This is a genomic window from Bradyrhizobium sp. STM 3562 (genome assembly GCF_045571435.1).
GTDB lineage: Bacteria > Pseudomonadota > Alphaproteobacteria > Rhizobiales > Xanthobacteraceae > Bradyrhizobium.
On sequence record NZ_CP120694.1, the window covers coordinates 5,676,941 to 5,696,854 of the forward strand.

13 protein-coding genes and 5 pseudogenes are annotated in these 19,914 nt (G+C 60.5%); 10 read left to right on the plus strand and 8 right to left on the minus strand.

All coding sequences use genetic code 11. The features are described from left to right. Positions 1–1,092 carry an IS5 family transposase gene (locus tag P6U23_RS26475; RefSeq protein ID WP_407175439.1) on the plus strand — a complete coding sequence of 364 codons (1,092 nt, stop codon included), beginning with the start codon at positions 1–3 and terminating at the stop codon, positions 1,090–1,092. Further along, entirely contained in the window at positions 1,092–1,436 is a 345-nt protein-coding gene (locus P6U23_RS26480; RefSeq protein WP_122402509.1) for a hypothetical protein, read from the plus strand. The genes P6U23_RS26475 and P6U23_RS26480 overlap by 1 nt, the downstream gene beginning before the upstream one ends. Positions 1,437–2,311: 875 nt before the next feature. Here the strand turns inward: P6U23_RS26480 and P6U23_RS26485 are convergent. Then, the gene (locus tag P6U23_RS26485; RefSeq protein WP_407175440.1) at positions 2,312–3,823 is read right to left on the minus strand and encodes a hypothetical protein; all 1,512 of its coding nucleotides are present in this window, start codon (positions 3,821–3,823) and stop codon (positions 2,312–2,314) included. A 1,707-nt stretch (positions 3,824–5,530) separates the two neighbouring features. On the opposite strand from P6U23_RS26485, the pseudogene P6U23_RS26490 reads away from it, so the two are divergent. From P6U23_RS26490 to P6U23_RS26510, 5 genes and pseudogenes are all read left to right on the plus strand, one after another. Then, positions 5,531–7,363 (plus strand): annotated as a pseudogene (locus tag P6U23_RS26490) (glycoside hydrolase family 15 protein). 111 nt (positions 7,364–7,474) lie between these two features. Beyond that, positions 7,475–8,245, plus strand: coding sequence for a glucose 1-dehydrogenase (locus tag P6U23_RS26495; protein ID WP_407175441.1), 771 nt, complete (start codon positions 7,475–7,477; stop codon positions 8,243–8,245). Between the two features lie 475 nt (positions 8,246–8,720). Beyond that, positions 8,721–9,380, plus strand: coding sequence for a hypothetical protein (locus P6U23_RS26500; RefSeq protein WP_407175442.1), 660 nt, complete (start codon positions 8,721–8,723; stop codon positions 9,378–9,380). Between the two features lie 224 nt (positions 9,381–9,604). Continuing rightward, the gene (locus P6U23_RS26505; RefSeq protein ID WP_407175443.1) at positions 9,605–10,336 is read left to right on the plus strand and encodes a hypothetical protein; all 732 of its coding nucleotides are present in this window, start codon (positions 9,605–9,607) and stop codon (positions 10,334–10,336) included. Positions 10,337–10,823: 487 nt separating this feature from the next. Continuing rightward, the gene (locus tag P6U23_RS26510; RefSeq protein ID WP_074279456.1) at positions 10,824–11,261 is read left to right on the plus strand and encodes a hypothetical protein; all 438 of its coding nucleotides are present in this window, start codon (positions 10,824–10,826) and stop codon (positions 11,259–11,261) included. Here the strand turns inward: P6U23_RS26510 and tnpC are convergent. From tnpC to P6U23_RS26545, 7 genes and pseudogenes are all read right to left on the minus strand, one after another. Next, positions 11,262–12,886, minus strand: a pseudogene (gene tnpC / locus P6U23_RS26515) (IS66 family transposase). 53 nt (positions 12,887–12,939) lie between these two features. Beyond that, positions 12,940–13,290 (minus strand): IS66 family insertion sequence element accessory protein TnpB, encoded by a 351-nt coding sequence (gene tnpB, locus P6U23_RS26520; RefSeq protein ID WP_407175594.1) that lies wholly within the window; start codon positions 13,288–13,290, stop codon positions 12,940–12,942. An 88-nt stretch (positions 13,291–13,378) separates the two neighbouring features. After that, a pseudogene (tnpA, locus tag P6U23_RS26525) lies at positions 13,379–13,759 on the minus strand (IS66-like element accessory protein TnpA); the annotation flags it as partial. A 34-nt stretch (positions 13,760–13,793) separates the two neighbouring features. After that, entirely contained in the window at positions 13,794–13,937 is a 144-nt protein-coding gene (locus P6U23_RS26530) for a hypothetical protein (protein WP_407181782.1), read from the minus strand. Continuing rightward, positions 13,937–15,025, minus strand: a complete 1,089-nt coding sequence (locus tag P6U23_RS26535; protein ID WP_407175444.1) for an IS5 family transposase — start codon at positions 15,023–15,025, stop codon at positions 13,937–13,939. Before P6U23_RS26535 ends, P6U23_RS26530 begins: the two co-directional genes overlap by 1 nt. A gap of 365 nt (positions 15,026–15,390) precedes the next feature. Next, entirely contained in the window at positions 15,391–15,699 is a 309-nt protein-coding gene (locus P6U23_RS26540) for a hypothetical protein (protein WP_407175445.1), read from the minus strand. A 581-nt stretch (positions 15,700–16,280) separates the two neighbouring features. Then, positions 16,281–16,477, minus strand: a pseudogene (locus tag P6U23_RS26545) (integrase core domain-containing protein); the annotation flags it as partial. A 360-nt stretch (positions 16,478–16,837) separates the two neighbouring features. Between P6U23_RS26545 and P6U23_RS26550 the strand changes: the two are divergent. The 3 genes and pseudogenes from P6U23_RS26550 to P6U23_RS26560 all read left to right on the plus strand — a co-directional run bounded on the left by P6U23_RS26550 (position 16,838) and on the right by P6U23_RS26560 (position 19,795). After that, the gene (locus P6U23_RS26550) at positions 16,838–18,142 is read left to right on the plus strand and encodes an IS701 family transposase (protein ID WP_407175446.1); all 1,305 of its coding nucleotides are present in this window, start codon (positions 16,838–16,840) and stop codon (positions 18,140–18,142) included. 218 nt (positions 18,143–18,360) lie between these two features. Beyond that, a complete protein-coding gene (locus P6U23_RS26555; protein ID WP_407175447.1) occupies positions 18,361–19,452 on the plus strand; it encodes an IS5 family transposase in 1,092 nt (363 codons plus the stop codon). Continuing rightward, positions 19,452–19,795 (plus strand): annotated as a pseudogene (locus P6U23_RS26560) (hypothetical protein). The gene P6U23_RS26555 and the pseudogene P6U23_RS26560 overlap by 1 nt, the downstream one beginning before the upstream one ends. The last annotated feature ends 119 nt before the right edge of the window (positions 19,796–19,914 follow it).

Consider the following 19,914-nt stretch of genomic DNA (forward strand, 5'->3'; position numbering starts at 1 on the left):
GTGCGCGGCGGCGACAATCGAACGGGCGAACTGTTCAGCTACGTCGACCTGGAGGCGCGGGTGCGGCGTAATCATCCGCTGCGAGCGATCCGGACGATTGTGAACGAAGGCCTGTCGGCGCTGGAGCGAGAGTTTGCCGCGCTCTATTCGCCAATTGGGCGGCCGTCGATCCCGCCGGAGAAGCTGCTGCGGGCGATGCTGTTGCAGGCGTTTTATTCGATCCGCTCGGAGCGGCTTCTGATGGAGCGACTGGAATACGACCTGCTGTTCCGCTGGTTCGTCGGAATCGGTGTTGACGACGCAGCCTGGGACCATTCGGTGTTCTCGAAGAACCGCGACCGGCTGCTGGAAGGCGACATCGCGGCCAAGTTCCTGGCGGCGGTGCTGGCGCAGCCCAAGGTGAAGAGGCTTCTGTCGAGCGATCACTTCTCGGTCGACGGTACGCTGATCGAGGCCTGGGCCTCGATGAAGAGCGTCAAGCCGAAGGACAGCTCCGGCGAGCCGCCAGCGCCAGGCGGCGGGCGCAATGCCGAAGCGGTCTTCCATGGCCAGAAACGCTCGAATGACACCCATGCTTCAACCACCGATCCGGACGCCAGGCTCTACCGCAAGGGCAAAGGCAAGGAGACGAAGCTGTGCTTCATCGGGCACGGGCTGATGGAGAACCGCCACGGCCTGCTGGTCGACGCCTGCCTGACGCAGGCCGGCGGGCATGCCGAACGGGTGGCCGCGCTGCACATGATCGAGCCTCGTGCCGATCGACCGACAGCGATCACGCTTGGCGCCGACAAAGCCTACGATGCAGAAGACTTCGTCAACGAACTGCGCTCGATGAACGTGACGCCGCATGTTGCACAGAACACCAGCGGCCGTAGTTCTGCGATTGACGGACGAACGACCCGGCACGGCGGCTATGCCATCAGTCAGCGCATCCGCAAGCGCATCGAGGAGGCATTCGGCTGGATCAAGACGGTCGCCGGGCAAGAGAAGACCAGCTTCCGTGGCCGTGATCGCGTCGCATGGGCCTTTACCTTCGCTGCCGCCGCCTACAATCTGGTGCGCCTGCCCAAGCTGATTGCGGAGACTGGCTGATGGCCAAGGTGCCCGGCTTCGCCAAGGCCTTTGTCGGCCGCTGGCGCATCGTCGAGATGGACGTCTGGGACAGCGAGTTCCTCGATCTTGCCGAAGAGGCGCATCTCACCTTCCAGGGCAAGTCCGATGGCGAAATCGCCTTTGGGGCTCTCAAGGGCTTCCTGGACGTGCGCTACGGCGCTCGCGACGGATCGGCCTGCGCCGAGTTCTCATGGGAAGGGCACGACGAGAATGATCCGTCCTGCGGTCGCGGATGGGCTATGATCGGCACTGCGGGCAGGCTCGTCGGCCACTTCTACATCCACAATGGCGACGATTCAGCCTTCGTTTGCGAACGCGGCTGAGTTCTTCAACAGCCTGCTAGCCTTGTAAGAGGCGCGCGCGAAACTTGCTTCAACAATTGCTGGGGCAAACGTCTAAGCGCTGAAGAATGAGATCAAGCTTGCCGAGCAACAAGCATTGCGGAAGCAAAACCGGATCGTGAGCTAGCAGTGTCGATAGCAGGAACATTTCCGAGGACTTCTTGGCATCCTCATATATGACGCTCAGTCGTTTTCAGAACGAGGTGCGTCATTGCAAGCCGAGCACGGAAGAGGATGTTAATGCTATCGAGCACTGCGGTGCATGGCGTATTTGCGTTCGCGAGCCGTCCCGCATACTTCTGAGTCGTCCAATGACGATTGGCTAGACGAAATTGATAGGCAGCGGATGGCTGCGACAACATGGACGGGTATGTTGAATGTTCTTCTTTTGTGTCGTTGGCCCAAGACATCAGGCGCGATGGCGATTGCAGAGAACGCTGCTCAGTTGCAGACCTACACCGTGCCCCGTGTTGCCAATTGGACGACAAACAAGATCATAGGCATTCTGGCGCGTGGGCAGCCCCGCGAGTGACGAGAAAACGCGAAACTGGGTTAGAGGAACGGCCCGAGGTTTTTGTTCTGGGCGGCAACCTGCGGGACTTTCGGACCGCCGGCGGGCCGAACCCGTTCAGGAGACCAGCCAAGAAGCCAGCTGGATTAAGGTGGACGGTCCACAACATGTGAAGACCCGTTTGCCGAACTCGTTGTAACTGGGCGCGCTTTCGCGCTCCGTACCAGTTCGCCTTCACGGCCTGGACGATCGATCTTCATGCCTCTGGTCCTTGTCGTGGGCCAGAGCGAAGTTCTTGCTGGATCAAGCCTAAGAGGCAAGTCAACTCCGCAGCGGACCCGGCTCGTTAGCCGACTGATCCGCCAGGGCCTGACCGCGCGACCGATGGCCCGGGTTCATCATCAAGCAATTGGCGGAGCTCATCTGGCGAGAACTGCACGAAGTCTACAGGGAAGTGCTCTGGATCCAAAAGCGCGAACGGCGCGGGCTGAGCAGTCGGCCTGGGCTGAAGCTCGGCGGGCGTGTAGTTCACGCCGTGAAGGGCGAGATTTTTCTCTGGGTCAGACACGCTTGGCAGCACGCCGTGCAGGCGCATTTCCTCAAGCTGTTCCGACGCCGACGGCTGGCCGTGCTGCCAGGCCGGAGGTGCATACAACGAGAAACTCGGACCCGGCTCGTTAACCGACGGATCTGTCAATCCTGAGCCCGCCACCAGTGGCGCGGGCTCATCATCCAGCAGTCGCCGGCGTTTCGCTGCTGGCAACATGAACTCATTTGGATAAGGTACTGTGAAGCTCGACTGAGAGTTGATCTGACCCCGGGGGGGCCGTGAATTCCCCGCTTCTTCATTGGTGCCGAGATCACGGAATCTTTGAACGCAATCCAGTGCGCGCCGCACGTAAGACCCTCGATTGTATCCCGCCTTAACGTAAGCGCTTAACTCATTGTCGCTAAGGCTGGCCATTGATAGGCCGTCATGCCCGAGACTATTAGCCAAGCTTGCGAGGTTGTTTGCGTACCGTGTACCGGACGTCGCGTCCACCTCCCCACTCGCGACAGCTGCACCAATCGTGCGCTCGATGAACCTTCGATCCGTGTCAGATAGATGCGGGTAGCACCGACACAGGTCATCGGGTAGAAACCCGCCAGCGGGAAGTGCAACATCGACCAAACGCGCTTGGCGCACCTGCTGATCAAACGTCTCGTGTCCCGCCCGACCCCGTTGCCGCTCTTCCGAGACGGTTTGCTGCGCCTGCGACCGTTGGGCAGTCGGCCTGGGCTGAAGCTCGGCGGGCGTGTAGTTCACGTCCAGAAGTGCAAGACTGTCCTCTGGGGCAGATATGCTTGGCAGCACGTGCTGCAACGGCATTTCCCCAAGCTGTTCCGACGCCGACGGCTGTCCGTGCTGCCAACCCGGAGGTGCATAGAAAGACAAACTCGGACCCGGCTCGTTAACCGACGGACCTGCGAATCCTGAGCCTGCCACCAGTGGCGCGGGTTCATCATCCAGCAACTGCCAGAGCTCATCTGGCGAGAACTGCACCAAATCTACAGCGAAGTGCTCTGACTCGAAAAGCGCCAGAGGCGCGGGCTGATCAGTCCGCCTGGGCTGAAGCTCCGCTCGAAGGACCTGCTCCAATTGCCCAAGCGCCTCTTGATCGACTGGGACTGTCAATTGGGCCGGCTCATCATCTAGCAGTCGCCAGCGTTCCGCTGCAGGCAACATGAACTCATTTGGATAAGGTACTGTGAAGCTCGACTGAGCGTTGATCTGACCCCGGGGGGGCCGTGAATTCCCCGCTTCTTCATTGGCGCCGAGATCACGGAATCTTTGAACGCAATCCAGTGCGCGCCGCACGTAAGACCCTCGATTGTATCCCGCCTTAACGTAAGCGCTTAACTCATTGTCGCTGAGGCTGGCCATTGATAGGCCGTCATGCCCGAGACTATTAGCCAAGCTTGCGAGGTTGTTTGCGTACCGTGTACCGGACGTCGCGTCCACCTCCCCACTCGCGACAGCTGCACCAATCGTGCGCTCGATGAACCTTCGATCCGTGTCAGATAGATGCGGGTAGCACCGACACAGGTCATCGGGTAGAAACCCGCCAGCGGGAAGTGCAACATCGACCAAACGCGCTTGGTGCACCTGCTGATCAAACGTCTCGTGTCCCGCCCGACTCGGTTGCCGCTCTTCCGAGACGGTGTGCTGCGCCTGCGACCATGATGATACGTTGAATGGGTCAAACTTGTCCACGCTAGCCTCGCGTCCAAAATTGGCTACCCTCCTACTCGGGCAAGCTTTCGAGAAGCTGACGAAATTCACAGCGTTGCGGTAAGGCTCCAGGTTCCGCCGGCCTCCGCACCACTTTCATCTTCTCTCGCATCATGCATTCACTTTCCCCTCAACCCTCGAGATTAGCCGGGCTGCCGCGTTATGGCTGCCGGCATCACCGACAAGCCAGATTAGAGCCTGCAGCTCATTCTCGACAAAGGCTTCGAGCATGAGGCCTCGCGCTGGCGCGGCTTGAAGAGCGTTCGATCCCGCCGCGCGCATCGTTCGAGCGGCAGTCTCACCGACCGGAGCCGGCTGCGCTCCGCGGACGCTTCTTCGCGAAGAAAGAAGCCGGGCGAGTCGTTCGCAAGGTCGGGTGCAGACTGTGTCGTGAGGTCGGCACGCCGATCAGTCTGCGCAATCGTTGCCCATAACCGTTCGGCCGGCCCGCTCCTCGGGTGAAGATCGAGGATGCAAAGTCAAGCGAGGTGCCGGTCGGGATGCTGTACGTCGTCCACCTGATGAGCTGGGCCGAGGCCATCGACGCCGATAACGGCGAGAAGCTGCGCCATCGAGTTCATCGGATCTCCTCCTGTTCGGAGCCTTCGTGCGACTGGGCGAGGAGTTGCTGCATGGAGCGTCTAGGGAAAGCGGTGCTCGCTCCCCTGTCGATTACGCGATGTGGTCGAGCTCGCGGATCGAGTGCGCGTCCGGATTGATGCTCTATCATGCAGCCGAACTCGAGCGCGGCCTGATGCCAGCGCTAGTCCAATTCAGCATCAGGTGCGACCTCTGCCTAAAGCCGCCCGAGACAAAGTTCGCGGTTTCCGCGCTTCAGATGGCTGATTATCTCGTCAGGTCATCGCGTTCAGGAGCCGGTCCCCGGACACGCCGCCTTTACCTGCCATTTCGACGCCCAGTGTACGGCCGAACGATAGCCTCGCTCGGCGATTGATACAGGCGGCCGTTCTGCGAGGACAGCTCATGAAGTGAGATCAATCTTCCAATTCGCAGGACCGCAAAACCGGATCGTCAGGGATCGCCTCCGGATTGCAGCGGGGCGGCACGAAGCCCTTGGACAAAACGGGCGTGACGAAGGGAAACGAAAGGAACTTGCGGCGGGAGCACCGAAGGACGTGCGACGGGCAGCGCTAAGGCGGATGAACAGACAAGCTAGCCATCCACCGGTCGCTCGTAATGTCGGACATGCCTTTCGCCGAAAGTATATGCCGCCGAAATCCCGCAGCGGGAACTGGAGGGCGCGATGCCTATTGGTCCGACTGGGTGTCTTGAATGGCTCGGATCGAAGAGTACGCGCTTATCGGCGATTGTGAGACCGGAGCCTTGGTCGGGCGCGACGGTTCGATCGATTGGCTCTCCGTCCCGCGATTTGATTCCGGTAGCTGCTTCGGACGACTCCTCGGCAATGAGGAGAACGGATACTGGAAACTTTGTCCGGTCGATGGAGGTGTCAGCGAGCGGCGCTACCGGCGGGGCACTTTGATCCTGGACACCATCTTTACGACTGATCGAGGTCGTGTCCGGCTCACCGATTTCATGCCTCCAAAGATAGATTTTTCAAAGGTCGTCAGGATCGTCGAGGGCCTCGAAGGCAAGGTCGAGATGAACAGCGAATTGGTGGCGCGTTTTGACTAGGGGATCAGCGTGCCATGGGTCAGTCGTACCGAAGATGGAGCGGTCAGTCTTGTCGCGGGGCCGTCCATGCTGCTGCTGAGGACCGACGCGCCTATGCGCGGCGAGTCGTCCATGAAGACCTTGGGTGCGTTTTCAGTTAGACATGGGCAGCGCCTTGCCTTCGTTCTTTCCCACCAAATTTCGTACGAGGAGCCTGCGGCTGCCGAGGACCCAAGCGCCCTATTGGATGCAACTGAGCGCTTCTGGCGCGATTGGTCCAGCCGCTGCGAAGCGGCAGGCCCGTACTCGGAGGCGGTTCTGCGGTCGCTGATAACGCTCAAGGCGCTGACGTTCGCGCCGAGCGGCGGCATTGTTGCCGCGGCGACGACCTCCCTTCCGGAGCAGATCGGCGGCCCGAGAAACTGGGACTATCGCTTCTGCTGGGTCCGCGACGCGACGCTGACCCTTTTGGCCCTCATGGGAGCGGGCTACTACGACGAGGCGCGCGCGTGGCGAGATTGGCTCGTCCGCGCAGTCGCGGGAAGTCCTAAGCAACTTCAGATCATGTACGCGGTCACGGGCGAGCGGCGGCTGACCGAATGGGAGGTGCCCTGGCTCTCGGGATATGAGAACTCCAAGCCAGTGCGCATCGGAAACGCGGCGCATACCCAGCTTCAACTCGACGTGTATGGCGAATTGATGGACGCCCTATATCAGGCGCGCCGCGGGGGGCTGCGTGAGAACAAGCGGGCGTGGTCAATCCAATGCGCCCTGCTCGATCATCTCAAAGACATCTGGACCGAACCGGACGAAGGCGTTTGGGAAGTTCGCGGAGGAGCGAAGCATTTCACCTACTCCAAAATCATGGCGTGGGTCGCCTTCGATCGTGCCATCAGGTCGGCGGCCGAGTTCGGCATGCATGGGCCGGTGCGGGACTGGGAAGCGGAGCGCGCGGCGATCCACGAAAACGTGTGTCGGCACGGCTATGACGAACGGCGGCAGACTTTTGTCCAGGCGTATGGCGAGCCGCAGCTCGATGCGAGTTTGCTGCTCATCCCGGCGGTGGGGTTCTTGCCGCCCGATAACCGGCGCGTGATCTCGACGATCAATGCGATCGAACGGGAGTTGGTCGAGGACGGCTTCGTCAGGCGATATGATACGGGCGCAACAAAGGATGGTCTGCCACCCGGGGAAGGCATGTTCCTCGCCTGCAGCTTTTGGCTGGCGGACGCGCATCATCTCGTTGGCCGTGACGCGGATGCCAAGGCGTTGTTCGAGCGGCTTCTGGCGCTTCGCAGTGACGTTGGCTTGCTCTCAGAAGAGTACGACATCACACGAGGGCGCCTGGTGGGGAATTTCCCGCAGGCTTTCTCTCACGTCGCGCTGGTCAATACCGCCCATAACCTCACGCATCGCGAGAAGCCTTCGGAGCACCGCGGCAGCAAAAAGGCGGTGCCGAGCAAAGGACAACGGGCGACGAGCTCCGTCTAGGAGGCAAGCATGGCAGAGAACTCAACCGATCGGACTGCGCCAGCCGGTCCTGGTGAACGGCCTCGACCGCTCGCCCGTTTTCCAGTCGTGCTGGAGGGGCAGCCAGCGCTTGTGACCGGCGCAAACTCGGGGATCGGTCGCGCAGTTGCCCTCGGCCTCGCCGCCTCAGGCGCCAACGTCGTCGTCAACTACATCGTGGATTCCGAGGCGGCCGAAGATGTGGCCAACCAGATCGAAGCGCTCGGCCGGAAGGCGATGACAATCAAGGCCGACGTCAGCAACGAGGAGGATGTCCGATCGATGTTTGCCAGGGCCATCGATCAATTCGGGACGCTACACATCGTGGTGAGCAACGCGGGCTTGCAACGCGATGCCCCATTCCACGAAATGAGTCTCGAACAATGGAATAAGGTCATCGGCGTCAATCTCACGGGCCAGTTCCTCTGCGCCAGGGAAGCTATACGTGAATTCAGGAGACGAGGTGTCGTGAAGGACATCTCCGTTGCGGCCGGCAAGCTGGTCTGCATGAGCTCCGTCCACCAGGAAATACCCTGGGCAGCACACGCGAACTATGCAGCGTCGAAAGGCGGCGTCATGCAGATGATGAAAAGCGTGGCCCAGGAAGTGGCTCCGCTCGCCATCCGCGTCAACGGGGTGGCACCGGGCGCTATTCGCACACCAATCAATCGGCCGGCTTGGGAAACCAAAGAGGCCTACCAAAGCCTTATGACGCTGGTCCCTTACAAGCGCATAGGAGAGCCTGACGACATCGCGCAGGCGGTCGCCTGGCTGGTTTCGGACGCTGCCGACTACGTCACAGGCGCGACCCTGTTCATCGATGGGGGCATGATGCTTTTCCCCGGTTTTGCAACTGGCGGCTAGGCATGGAGGCTTCTGTGGAGCTTTTCGCCGTGGCCGCAGTAGCCAAGCGCGCTTCCGTTCTTACACCCCTTAGGGGGAATGGCAAATTCTAAGGAAATCAGTAGGTTGACAGCTATTCAAGATGCCGTTGAGGTTGCCATCCCTCATGTTTTTTCGAGCTGTCACGCGTGTCAACGCCGGTCGGGTTGGGGGCGCACGCGCGCGAGCACAGGACCCGGCCTCGCTAATTGCCCTTGAGCGGTCGGCTTTGCCAACCTTGCTGAGCGGCCTGCTGCCCTCAACTGCACGCCTGACTGCGTCGAATTGGTCCTGCCCCTCCTTCACCGCGGCGTGCCACCGAAATACGCAGGCCGGGGGAGGATCAAACCGAAGCACTCAATCAGCAAGCACTCGATAAACTGGAAGCGCGTGTCCGGCCTCGTTCCAAGCAGGAAGCTTACCTCCCGGTCCTATGGGGAAGTTCGTGATAACGCAAATGGCGGCTGTCGCGGAGTTAGAAGCTGGCTTGATTGGTGAGCGCACCAATAAGGCGCTTGCCGCTGCCAAGGCGCGCGGAGTGAAGCTCGGCAATCCAAATGGTGCCCGCGCGCTCGTAGGCAAGCAGCACCGGCAACACAGAAGCTGTCGCGACGATCAAGCAGAAGGCCACACCGGCGCGCTATGGACCTTCATGGGATCATCGAAGGGCTTAAGCAATCTTCTTCAGCGCCTTGTTCGCATCGCCGCGACCTTGGGCCGGGCACGTATTCAGAAACGCTTGGAGGTCCTCGATGGGTATCCAGCATGGAGCCGCAGATTGCGCGACCTCTTCCCGTTGCCCCTCCCACTTCTTCCACCCGGAGCTTGCGCCATCGAGCGCTTTCACGATCTCGCGCGACCTTGTGAACGCTGTGTGGATCACGCAGGTGCCTCAGCGAAGGACTTTTTACGTAATCAAACAGGATGGAGGCGGCGTTGTGACGACCAGCGTTCACGCGGAGCCCTGGTCATTTTCATTGCAGCAGCAAGGCAAGTTGCGCGGTGCGGCGCACCTAACTCTCGACAGGCTAACTCGATCACTTTTCACCATTATGTTTACAGATGCCCAGTTTGGCGCGACGATTCGGATGTAGACTCCTCGCCCAAGCGCCGGTAGTCCGCTAAGGGCAGTACGCGCTACGGTACCGGCGCGAGACCTATGGGTGGCGTGCGGAGCTAGGAGGAGAACGCATGAGTGAGCTGATCTCCAAAACTCAATCCGCCGCGTGCTCTTCCGGAGAGCGTTTCCAGTGCAACAGCTACTTTGCGTTACATTCTTGAAGGCGCATATACAAGTAATGTGAGAATCACGAAGAGGGATTTTTTTCCACGAGGCGGCTCATGATCCCAGGAAGAATCACCTATTTTCCTGAATTCGAAATGCTAGCGGATTCAATTTTGGGAGACGAGCAAGGGCCTCGACTCATGGCAGTGCTGTTCATGAGGAAGGGGCAGCCTATCGCGGAAAAGGAGATTATTCCATCACTGGGCTGGTTCGACGTTAGGTCTGGAAGGGATATCCACTTTGTGCTCGCTGGCTGGTCCTTAAAGGATGATGTCGTGCGGGGAAGCAAGAACTGGGATTATAGTGACGCTGCGTTCGGAACAGCTGTGCACGTTTTCGAAGAGAACAGTACGTGGAGATATAGCGGCGGCACAGAGCTGCTGCTCTTCACGGCAAAGACGAAAGAAGTAAGGAAGGATACGGGTTACTCTCAACACAACTGGTCAACAGAATCATCATCGGTTGATTTCAGCAGCGCAATTACGCTTCACCTTGATCTGCTTCGTGAAAAGAAGCTCATTGATTCCCCCGAGAGGCTATTCCAGATCATCTTTAATTTCACCAAGACTTATACGGGTGACGACCCAGTGCGAGCCCTCGCTATGCAGGAAATGCGGGTGTCTTTGGCAAACGGCATCTCGAAGTCGCTAATGTCATTAATCCCAAAGGACGCTAAGGAGAAGGCCGAATACGCCGCGGAATTTGCCGTTAAAGACCTGTCTCGTGCTGCACACAAACCGATGCTACGGATTAAATCCGACAGTATGAGCGTTGGTTTGCCAATATGATTGCAGCTGTGCGCAAGGTGGGGTTGGCGGCAAACACTTGCTAATCCGACCTGACACACTGGCTCGCTACGGATAGCGCGCACGCCATTTACATGCGGGCCTCGCACACTGAATCAATCGAAAGCTCGTCGCGAACGAACTCGATTTCCGGCATGGCTAACGGGCTTTCGCACGGATCGGCTTAGCACCCGGCAATGATGAGCTTAGTCCTGCAATTCGCGCTCGTCATTTGCAGGCCGATGGCCCACGATCAGTACGGGAGGACGGTGGGCAGATTTTAAAGGGACGTTCTAACGTAAGCGCGAAGCTGAGGCCGTTCAGGCTTTGAAGTGCCAGGGCATGAGAGCATCGTGAGCGTCATGGGAGGATCGCCGTGTCCGGCCTTGACTAGCGCGGAATGCTCTGGATAGCGCAGTCAGGGTGATTGACGCTACCGTTGCGCGGTGATGGGGTGATCCCGGGTTGGAGCGGGCAACGGGGCATCAGAATGACCAGCGATTCTCAGCTGCGCGAGAAGCTTCGGAAGATCGAGGCGTTGTTCGTGGGTGCTGGAACTGCTGGTGAGCGCCTTGCGGCGGAAGCTGCGCTGCAGCGGGTGCGCGCCCGGGTCGAGGAGCTGGCGCGTCACGATCCGCCGATCGAGCAGCAATTCTCACTTCCTGACCAATGGTCGCGGCATCTGTTTCTGGCGCTTTGCCGCCGGTACGGGCTACGGCCGTTTCGTTACCACCGCCAGCGACGCAACACGGTGATGGTCCGCGCGTCGCGGGGCTTCGTCGACAAGATTCTGTTGCCGGAGTTCACCGAGCTGGAGAGGGCGCTGCAAGTCTATCTACACGAGGTGACGCTGCGCGTGATCCGCGAGGAAATCTATGACGACACCAGCGACGCGCAAGAAGTTCCAGATGCTCTGCCGTCGAACTGATCAGGCGGCGAGCTTTGTCTCCGAACCATCGCGCTCGGCCTTCCAATTCCACGGCAGCAGCGTGTGCAGCTGATTGATCTTTGTGCGTCCAGAGACGATGCGCTCAAGAACGTCGGTCAGATAGTGCCGTGGGTCGATATCTTGCAGCTTTGCCGAGTTGATGAGCGACGCGAGAATGGCCCATGTCTCGGCGCCGCCTTCGCTGCCCGCGAACAAATAGTTCTTCTTTCCAAGCCCTATCGGCTTGATGCTGCGCTCGACCGTATTGTTGTCTATTTCAATGCGTCCGTCATCGATGAAGCGCGTCAGGCCGTCCCAGTGGTTGAGGGTGTAGCGGATGGCTTTGCCCAGACCGGATTTCTTCGAGACTTCCAGCAGCCGCGCCTCGAGCCAGGGTTTGAAGTCCTCGATCAACGGCCTGGTATCGCTTTGCCGCACTGCAGCCCGATGCGCCGCCGGCAGACCGCGGATGCGATCCTCGATAGCGTAGAACATCGCGATCCGTTGCAGCGCTTCCGCGGCAATCGGCGACTTGGTCGCGACGTGAACGTCCCAGAACTTCCGCCGCGCATGCGCGAAGCAGAACGCCAGCTGCATCAGACGGCCGCCGCTCTTGATCAGGCCCTTGTAGGCGGCATAGCCATCGACCTGCAGGATGCCGTGGTAGTCCCCGAACAGCTGCTTGGCGCGGATCGCCTTGCGATCCTCGGCAAACACGTAGACCACCGCCGGCGGTGCCGGGCCGCCCCACGACCGGTCATCGATGGCGATTGCCCAGAACTGGCAGACTTTGGTCCTGCCACGGCCGGGATCGAGAACCGGCAGCGGCGTCTCATCGGCAAACAGCCGTGGATAGGACATCATCGTGTCGCGCAACAGCGCGTGAAGCGGCTTCAGCCACCAGGCAACGCGGCCCATCCACGAGGCCAGCGTCTGCCGGTCGAGCGTGATGCCTTGCGCGGCGAACATCTGTTCCTGCCGATACAGCGGCAGCTGGTAGCCGTATTTCATCACCGCGATGTGGGCCAGCAAGGCTTCCGTCACCATCCCGCCATCGATCGCCTGGGCCGGCGCGGGTGCCTGCAGCACACCCTGGCGGCATCCCCGGCAGCCGTACCGCGGACGCACAATGCGCTTGACCCGGTACTGCATCGGAATGACGTCGAAGGCTTCCTTGACGGTCTCCGCGATCTTGTGCAGCCGCTCGCCGCAGCAGGGGCAGATGTGGCTCTCGATATCGATCACGACATCGATGCGCGGCAAATGCTCCGGGAGCGTCCCCGGTTGCGTCGCGCCGGTCGCTTTCCACGGCCCTCCGCTCCGTCAGGCAGCCTGCCTCCGGTCACGTCGTCGTTGGCGGCACGAGCCACCTGTGCCGTGATGGTGAAGAGAGACAGTTGTCCGGGATCCAGTGTCTCGGAGCGGGGACCGAAGATCGTGCGCTGGTACTGGGACAGGATCATCAGAAGCTTGTCGTTCTCCTGGACTGCAGCGTCGCGTTGGGCGATCGCCGCATCACGCTCGGCCGAAAGCGTGCTGCATTCCGCCGACAACGCCGCAAGCCGTGACGACAGCGTCGTCACGGTTTGTCGAAGCAATGCTGGATCGGAAGGCAAATCACTCATGCAGAGTGGTTCTACAACAGCTCCGCATGAGTGACGAACTACTTTGATACGGATCAACCAGCTCGTGCTGGCTGATCCACAACCCGCATCGGCACACGCTTCCAGTCTGAGCCATCGAGCAGCACCGAGAGCTGAGCATGAGATAGCGGCATGACGCCTTGCTTGATCGGCGGCCAGGTGAACTGCCCCTCGATTCTCTTGTAGTAAAGGACAAGGCCGCTTCCGTCCCAGGTCAGGATCTTCACGCGATCTCGGCGCTTGGAGCGGAAGATGTAAAGTCCGCCGTCGAACGGATCGGCTCCAAACGCCTCGCTCACCAGCATCGCAAGCGAGTCCATGCCGCGACGGAAATCGACCGGCTGCGTCGCGATCCAGATCGACAACCCGGGTCGCAGCCCGATCATCGGCCAACCGTCCCGACTGCCGCCAGCACCTCGCACAGCGCCCGCCGGTCGACCCTCCCCTGACGCGGATGCGAACCGCGCCGACCTCGATCTCGATCGCCGCCTGCTCCTCGCACGACGGCAATTTGCCTCCGCAGCCGGTGATCGCGACCGGCACAAAGCCAGGTGGCACGGCTCCGTCCCCGCACGCCGCGACCTTCGCCCGCGTTGTCTGACGACGCCACAGAAACAACAGGCTTGGGCTGATGTCGTGTCGTCGTGCCACCGCGGACACGCTTGCACCCGGCGCAAAACTCTCCGCGACAATCGCCGCCTTCGCATCGGTCGACCAGCGCCGGCGCCGGCCGGTCCCGGTGATGATCTCGACACGCTGCAGTGTGTCGGAGCCGTCCTCGAGGATAGGCGTATGCCTATCCTTATCGCCATCCTTACGACTATCCTTTGACATGGTGACCTCGTGACAAATCATTCCACGAGATCTTCCTAGCCGACCAGATCAGCCCTCAGCCCGTGGTCCCTGGATGACGCTCACGGAAGGTGAGATGCGCCTCTTCGGCAAGATCGAGGAACTCGCTGTCCCAGACGTCCATCTCGACGATGCGCCAGCGGCCGACAAAGGCCTTGGCGAAGCCGGGCACCTTGGCCATCAGCCAGTCTCCGCAATCAGCTTGGGCAGCCGCACCAGATTGTAGGCGGCGGCAGCGAAGGTAAAGGCCCATGCGACGCGATCACGGCCACGGAAGCTGGTCTTCTCTTGCCCGGCGACCGTCTTGATCCAGCCGAATGCCTCCTCGATGCGCTTGCGGATGCGCTGACTGATGGCATAGCCGCCGTGCCGGGTCGTTCGTCCGTCAATCGCAGAACTACGGCCGCTGGTGTTCTGTGCAACATGCGGCGTCACGTTCATCGAGCGCAGTTCGTTGACGAAGTCTTCTGCATCGTAGGCTTTGTCGGCGCCAAGCGTGATCGCTGTCGGTCGATCGGCACGAGGCTCGATCATGTGCAGCGCGGCCACCCGTTCGGCATGCCCGCCGGCCTGCGTCAGGCAGGCGTCGACCAGCAGGCCGTGGCGGTTCTCCATCAGCCCGTGCCCGATGAAGCACAGCTTCGTCTCCTTGCCTTTGCCCTTGCGGTAGAGCCTGGCGTCCGGATCGGTGGTTGAAGCATGGGTGTCATTCGAGCGTTTCTGGCCATGGAAGTCCGCTTCGGCATTGCGCCCGCCGCCTGGCGCTGGCGGCTCGCCGGAGCTGTCCTTCGGCTTGACGCTCTTCATCGAGGCCCAGGCCTCGATCAGCGTACCGTCGACCGAGAAGTGATCGCTCGACAGAAGCCTCTTCACCTTGGGCTGCGCCAGCACCGCCGCCAGGAACTTGGCCGCGATGTCGCCTTCCAGCAGCCGGTCGCGGTTCTTCGAGAACACCGAATGGTCCCAGGCTGCGTCGTCAACGCCGATTCCGACGAACCAGCGGAACAGCAGGTCGTATTCCAGTCGCTCCATCAGAAGCCGCTCCGAGCGGATCGAATAAAACGCCTGCAACAGCATCGCCCGCAGCAGCTTCTCCGGCGGGATCGACGGCCGCCCAATTGGCGAATAGAGCGCGGCAAACTCTCGCTCCAGCGCCGACAGGCCTTCGTTCACAATCGTCCGGATCGCTCGCAGCGGATGATTACGCCGCACCCGCGCCTCCAGGACGTAGCTGAACAGTTCGCCCGTTCGATTGTCGCCGCCGCGCACGCACCATCTCCGAATCTCATCGGAGCCAATGAATCACGGTCGCCGGTCGGCGGCGAGCGCCTTTTTCAACAGCCTGCTAGGACCGGTCTTCCTCGCGGCTGATGAAGCCCTTTGGCAGCTCGGGGCGGCGACTACTCGTCATCGCACGCATTTCAACGGGCACGGCATACAGGCGGCGCCGCCGCCGCGCACGTCCTCACCTTCTATTTGGAACGGGATCCCCGCCTGCTTCCCAACTTCACCTCTCCTACAAGGTTACGTGGTGGAGGCACATCGCATGTTCGACCATGAGGAGCAATTCATCCGTCACTCATTGCCTCTCAAGAGGAAAAAGCTCAACGAGCTCGAAGTGCCGCGGTACGGTGTCACCGTGCACGATCGCCGATGGCTATAACGACTCCGAGTCGACTAGCCAAATATAAGCGTGTGGCAAGACCTGAATATCTGTAACTCCGGGTGGCTTTGTCGGATATCCCCTGAAAGCTGAACGCCGTTAAGAGCCAATCGAAAATGATCGGAGTATTGCCCGACGCGACAGCTTCATCCAGGCCCGCCTGACGAAACTCGTCGTCGATCTCATTGAGCAGCGATAGTGATCCAGCAACGCGGATCAAAGTGTCGGCGTGGTTGTGTGCTTCAAGAGGATCGATACGCGGAGCAGTCAGCTTTGCCAATTTTTCGGGGCGGTCGTAAGTTAAGCGAGCGGGGTCCTAGATCAGAGATACCAACCTCCGCTGGGCGTCACTGTCTCCATCGATGTACCCCTGCGTGGTCTGGATCGAGCGATGTCCAGCAAGCAACTGAACATCGCGCAAGGACCCACTTGCACCAGGCGACCCGCGCGGGTGATAAATGTCCTCCGCCCGAATGTGAGGAGCAGCCATCAAGATTGAGGGCGCGATATGCGCGGCTAAACCAGATGACGATGCTGCGCGCTTTCATCTTGCTGCCCCGCTCCGAAAGCACGACGGGCCGTGAAGGCTCGGATGTCCCTTGAAGCGCTGAGAGCGCCCCTCGAAGATCGGGATGGAGCGGGATGATTCGGCCATGCGCCTCGTCGAGCTATTACATATCGACCGGGGATAACGAGGCAAGCGATGAAACTATAATTGATTTCCAAGCTGATGCCGTCACTACAACACCCGAAATGCCTCTTCATGTGGGGCAGAGGATAACTTGCTCCTTGATGTGCTCGCGCACCTATCGAGCCAGCGACGATAGCTGCACTCTGGGGAGGCCATTACTGCTTTAGGTGAAGTGTCTCGTTCAACAGTTCGTCCCGCAGCCGGCCATTGAAGCCTCGATGAAGGCGTTCTGCATGGGCTTGCCCGGCGCGATGTAGTGCCATGCGATGCGGCTCTGACCGGCCCATGCCAGGATGGCGTTGCTGGTGAGTTCGCTGCCATTGTCGCTGACCACCGTCTTCGGCTTGCCGCGCTCAATCACCAGCCGACTACGTGCATTCATACTACAGCTCCTTCAGCTTCAGTTGAGGGTGCAGCCGTAGCACTGCACGACGCCGCGATAGCCCTCGAGCAGCTTGAGCCCGTGGACCGCGCCGCGCCCGGGAGCAGGAGCGCGCTTTGTCGTCGGCGTGTGGCCATGGACAACAAGAGCACCGTGCCAAAGCTTTGAAGATAAAAACGGCACACGTATCCACAATATGTCTTCTTTGGACTGAGAGTCGAGCTTCGTGATACATCAAAGGGCCATCACCTCCCCTAGTCTCACTGAGTCAGAGTGTCGCGGCCTTTGCCGAGAAGAATCATATAATTGAGAAGGCTCATCTTTTCGGCACACGGAGAGGCTGAAATGGGCCAGGCAAAATCGGGGGACGTCGCGTCGCGGTTTTCGGCGTATGTTGAGGGTCTTACGAGCGTCATCGGGCACGCGGGTCGAGCTAAACCGCTTCGCGATTACTGCACCGGTCTGATGATGCCTTGCGATCGCAAGAGTGTCGAGCCGATGGCGGCGATCACGGCTCCTGAGCGGACAGGAGCGCAACACCAGTCGTTGTTGCATTTTGTCGGTCAAGGCGACTGGTCGGACCAGCAGGTGTTGACCAAGGTCCGTGAATTAGTGCTGCCGAGCATCGCACGCCACGGACAGATCGAAGCCTGGATCATCGACGATACCGGCTTTCCTAAGAAGGGGCGGCATTCGGTCGGGGTTGCACGGCAATATTGCGGCCAACTGGGTAAGCAAGACAATTGTCAGGTCGCGGTGACCCTTTCGATTGCGAACCATCACGCGAGCCTGCCTGTGGCGTATCGCCTTTATCTACCAAAGGAGTGGGCGACCGACCGTCCGCGTCGGCGCAAAGCCGGTGTGCCCAAGGAGATCACCTTCAAAACCAAGCCGGCCATCGCGCTTGAGCAATTGCGCTGGGCCTGTGCGGCGGGCTTGCCGCGTGGCGTCGTGCTGATGGACGCCGGCTATGGCACTGATACCGATCTGCGTACGAGCATCACAGATCTCGGCTTGAACTATGTGGCCGGCATCCAGCCGCAAACGTCCGTATGGCGCCCTGGCACTGGGCCGCGGGCGCCGAAGAAGTGGTCTGGGAGCGGGCGACCTCCGAAGTTGCTGCGACGTGATGGCAAGTATCAACCGATCTCAGTTAAGAAGCTTGCGCTTGGCCTGCCAATGGATGCTTGGCGCAAGATCACGTGGCGTGAGGGGGCGGCGGAACGCTTATCCTCCCGCTTTGCCCGTGTCCGCATCCGTCCGGCCCATCGAGATTACTGGCTCGCCGAAAGCCGGCCGGAGGAATGGCTGCTGATCGAGTGGCCAGAGGGCGAGGAAGCACCCAGCAAATATTGGTTCTCGACGCTTCCGGCCAACATTGGATTCCGTCAGCTGGTCGACACCGCCAAACTGCGCTGGCGCATTGAGCGCGACTACCACGAACTCAAACAGGAGATCGGCCTTGGCCACTTCGAGGGGCGAGGCTGGCGCGGCTTCCACCATCACGCAACGCTGTGCATCGCGGCCTACGGATTCCTGGTCTCCGAGCGGGAGACGATTTCCCCCTCAGCAACAGCTTCCACCGGGCTTTTCAAAGAAATTACAATTCCCGAAACTTATCGCCCGAGGGGGGCCGCCATTGCGGCCTGAACGGCACGTTCCAAATTCGATCGCGACCGTTCGGCGAAGATTGAGCGCCGCTCTGGCGTCCACACTATCTCGATGCCCTTGTTGTATCAGGGCAGTCTCAAGTCAAAGTAGCTACCGAAATTTATGACGCAGTAAGACTAGCAGGCTGTTGAAAAAGGCGCTCGCCGCCGACCGGCGACCGTGATTCATTGGCTCCGATGAGATCTCGGAGATGGTGCGTGCGCGGCGGCGACAATCGAACGGGCGAACTGTTCAGCTACGTCGACCTGGAGGCGCGGGTGCGGCGTAATCATCCGCTGCGAGCGATCCGGACGATTGTGAACGAAGGCCTGTCGGCGCTGGAGCGAGAGTTTGCCGCGCTCTATTCGCCAATTGGGCGGCCGTCGATCCCGCCGGAGAAGCTGCTGCGGGCGATGCTGTTGCAGGCGTTTTATTCGATCCGCTCGGAGCGGCTTCTGATGGAGCGACTGGAATACGACCTGCTGTTCCGCTGGTTCGTCGGAATCGGCGTTGACGACGCAGCCTGGGACCATTCGGTGTTCTCGAAGAACCGCGACCGGCTGCTGGAAGGCGACATCGCGGCCAAGTTCCTGGCGGCGGTGCTGGCGCAGCCCAAGGTGAAGAGGCTTCTGTCGAGCGATCACTTCTCGGTCGACGGTACGCTGATCGAGGCCTGGGCCTCGATGAAGAGCGTCAAGCCGAAGGACAGCTCCGGCGAGCCGCCAGCGCCAGGCGGCGGGCGCAATGCCGAAGCGGACTTCCATGGCCAGAAACGCTCGAATGACACCCATGCTTCAACCACCGATCCGGACGCCAGGCTCTACCGCAAGGGCAAAGGCAAGGAGACGAAGCTGTGCTTCATCGGGCACGGGCTGATGGAGAACCGCCACGGCCTGCTGGTCGACGCCTGCCTGACGCAGGCCGGCGGGCATGCCGAACGGGTGGCCGCGCTGCACATGATCGAGCCTCGTGCCGATCGACCGACAGCGATCACGCTTGGCGCCGACAAAGCCTACGATGCAGAAGACTTCGTCAACGAACTGCGCTCGATGAACGTGACGCCGCATGTTGCACAGAACACCAGCGGCCGTAGTTCTGCGATTGACGGACGAACGACCCGGCACGGCGGCTATGCCATCAGTCAGCGCATCCGCAAGCGCATCGAGGAGGCATTCGGCTGGATCAAGACGGTCGCCGGGCAAGAGAAGACCAGCTTCCGTGGCCGTGATCGCGTCGCATGGGCCTTTACCTTCGCTGCCGCCGCCTACAATCTGGTGCGGCTGCCCAAGCTGATTGCGGAGACTGGCTGATGGCCAAGGTGCCCGGCTTCGCCAAGGCCTTTGTCGGCCGCTGGCGCATCGTCGAGATGGACGTCTGGGACAGCGAGTTCCTCGATCTTGCCGAAGAGGCGCATCTCACCTTCCAGGGCAAGTCCGATGGCGAAATCGCCTTTGGGGCTCTCAAGGGCTTCCTGGACGTGCGCTAGGCGCCCGCGACGGATCGGCCTGCGCCGAGTTCTCATGGGAAGGGCACGACGAGAATGATCCGTCCTGCGGTCGCGGATGGGCTATGATCGGCACTGCGGGCAGGCTCGTCGGCCACTTCTACATCCACAATGGCGACGATTCAGCCTTCGTTTGCGAACGCGGCTGAGTTCTTCAACAGCCTGCTAAAACGCAAGAAAGTCCCGCGATCAGAGAGCCGCGGGGCAGTCTGGTTTCTGCGATGTGGCGATGCATTGGTGCGCGAGCGACGCCCTCGTCAGCTTTTCG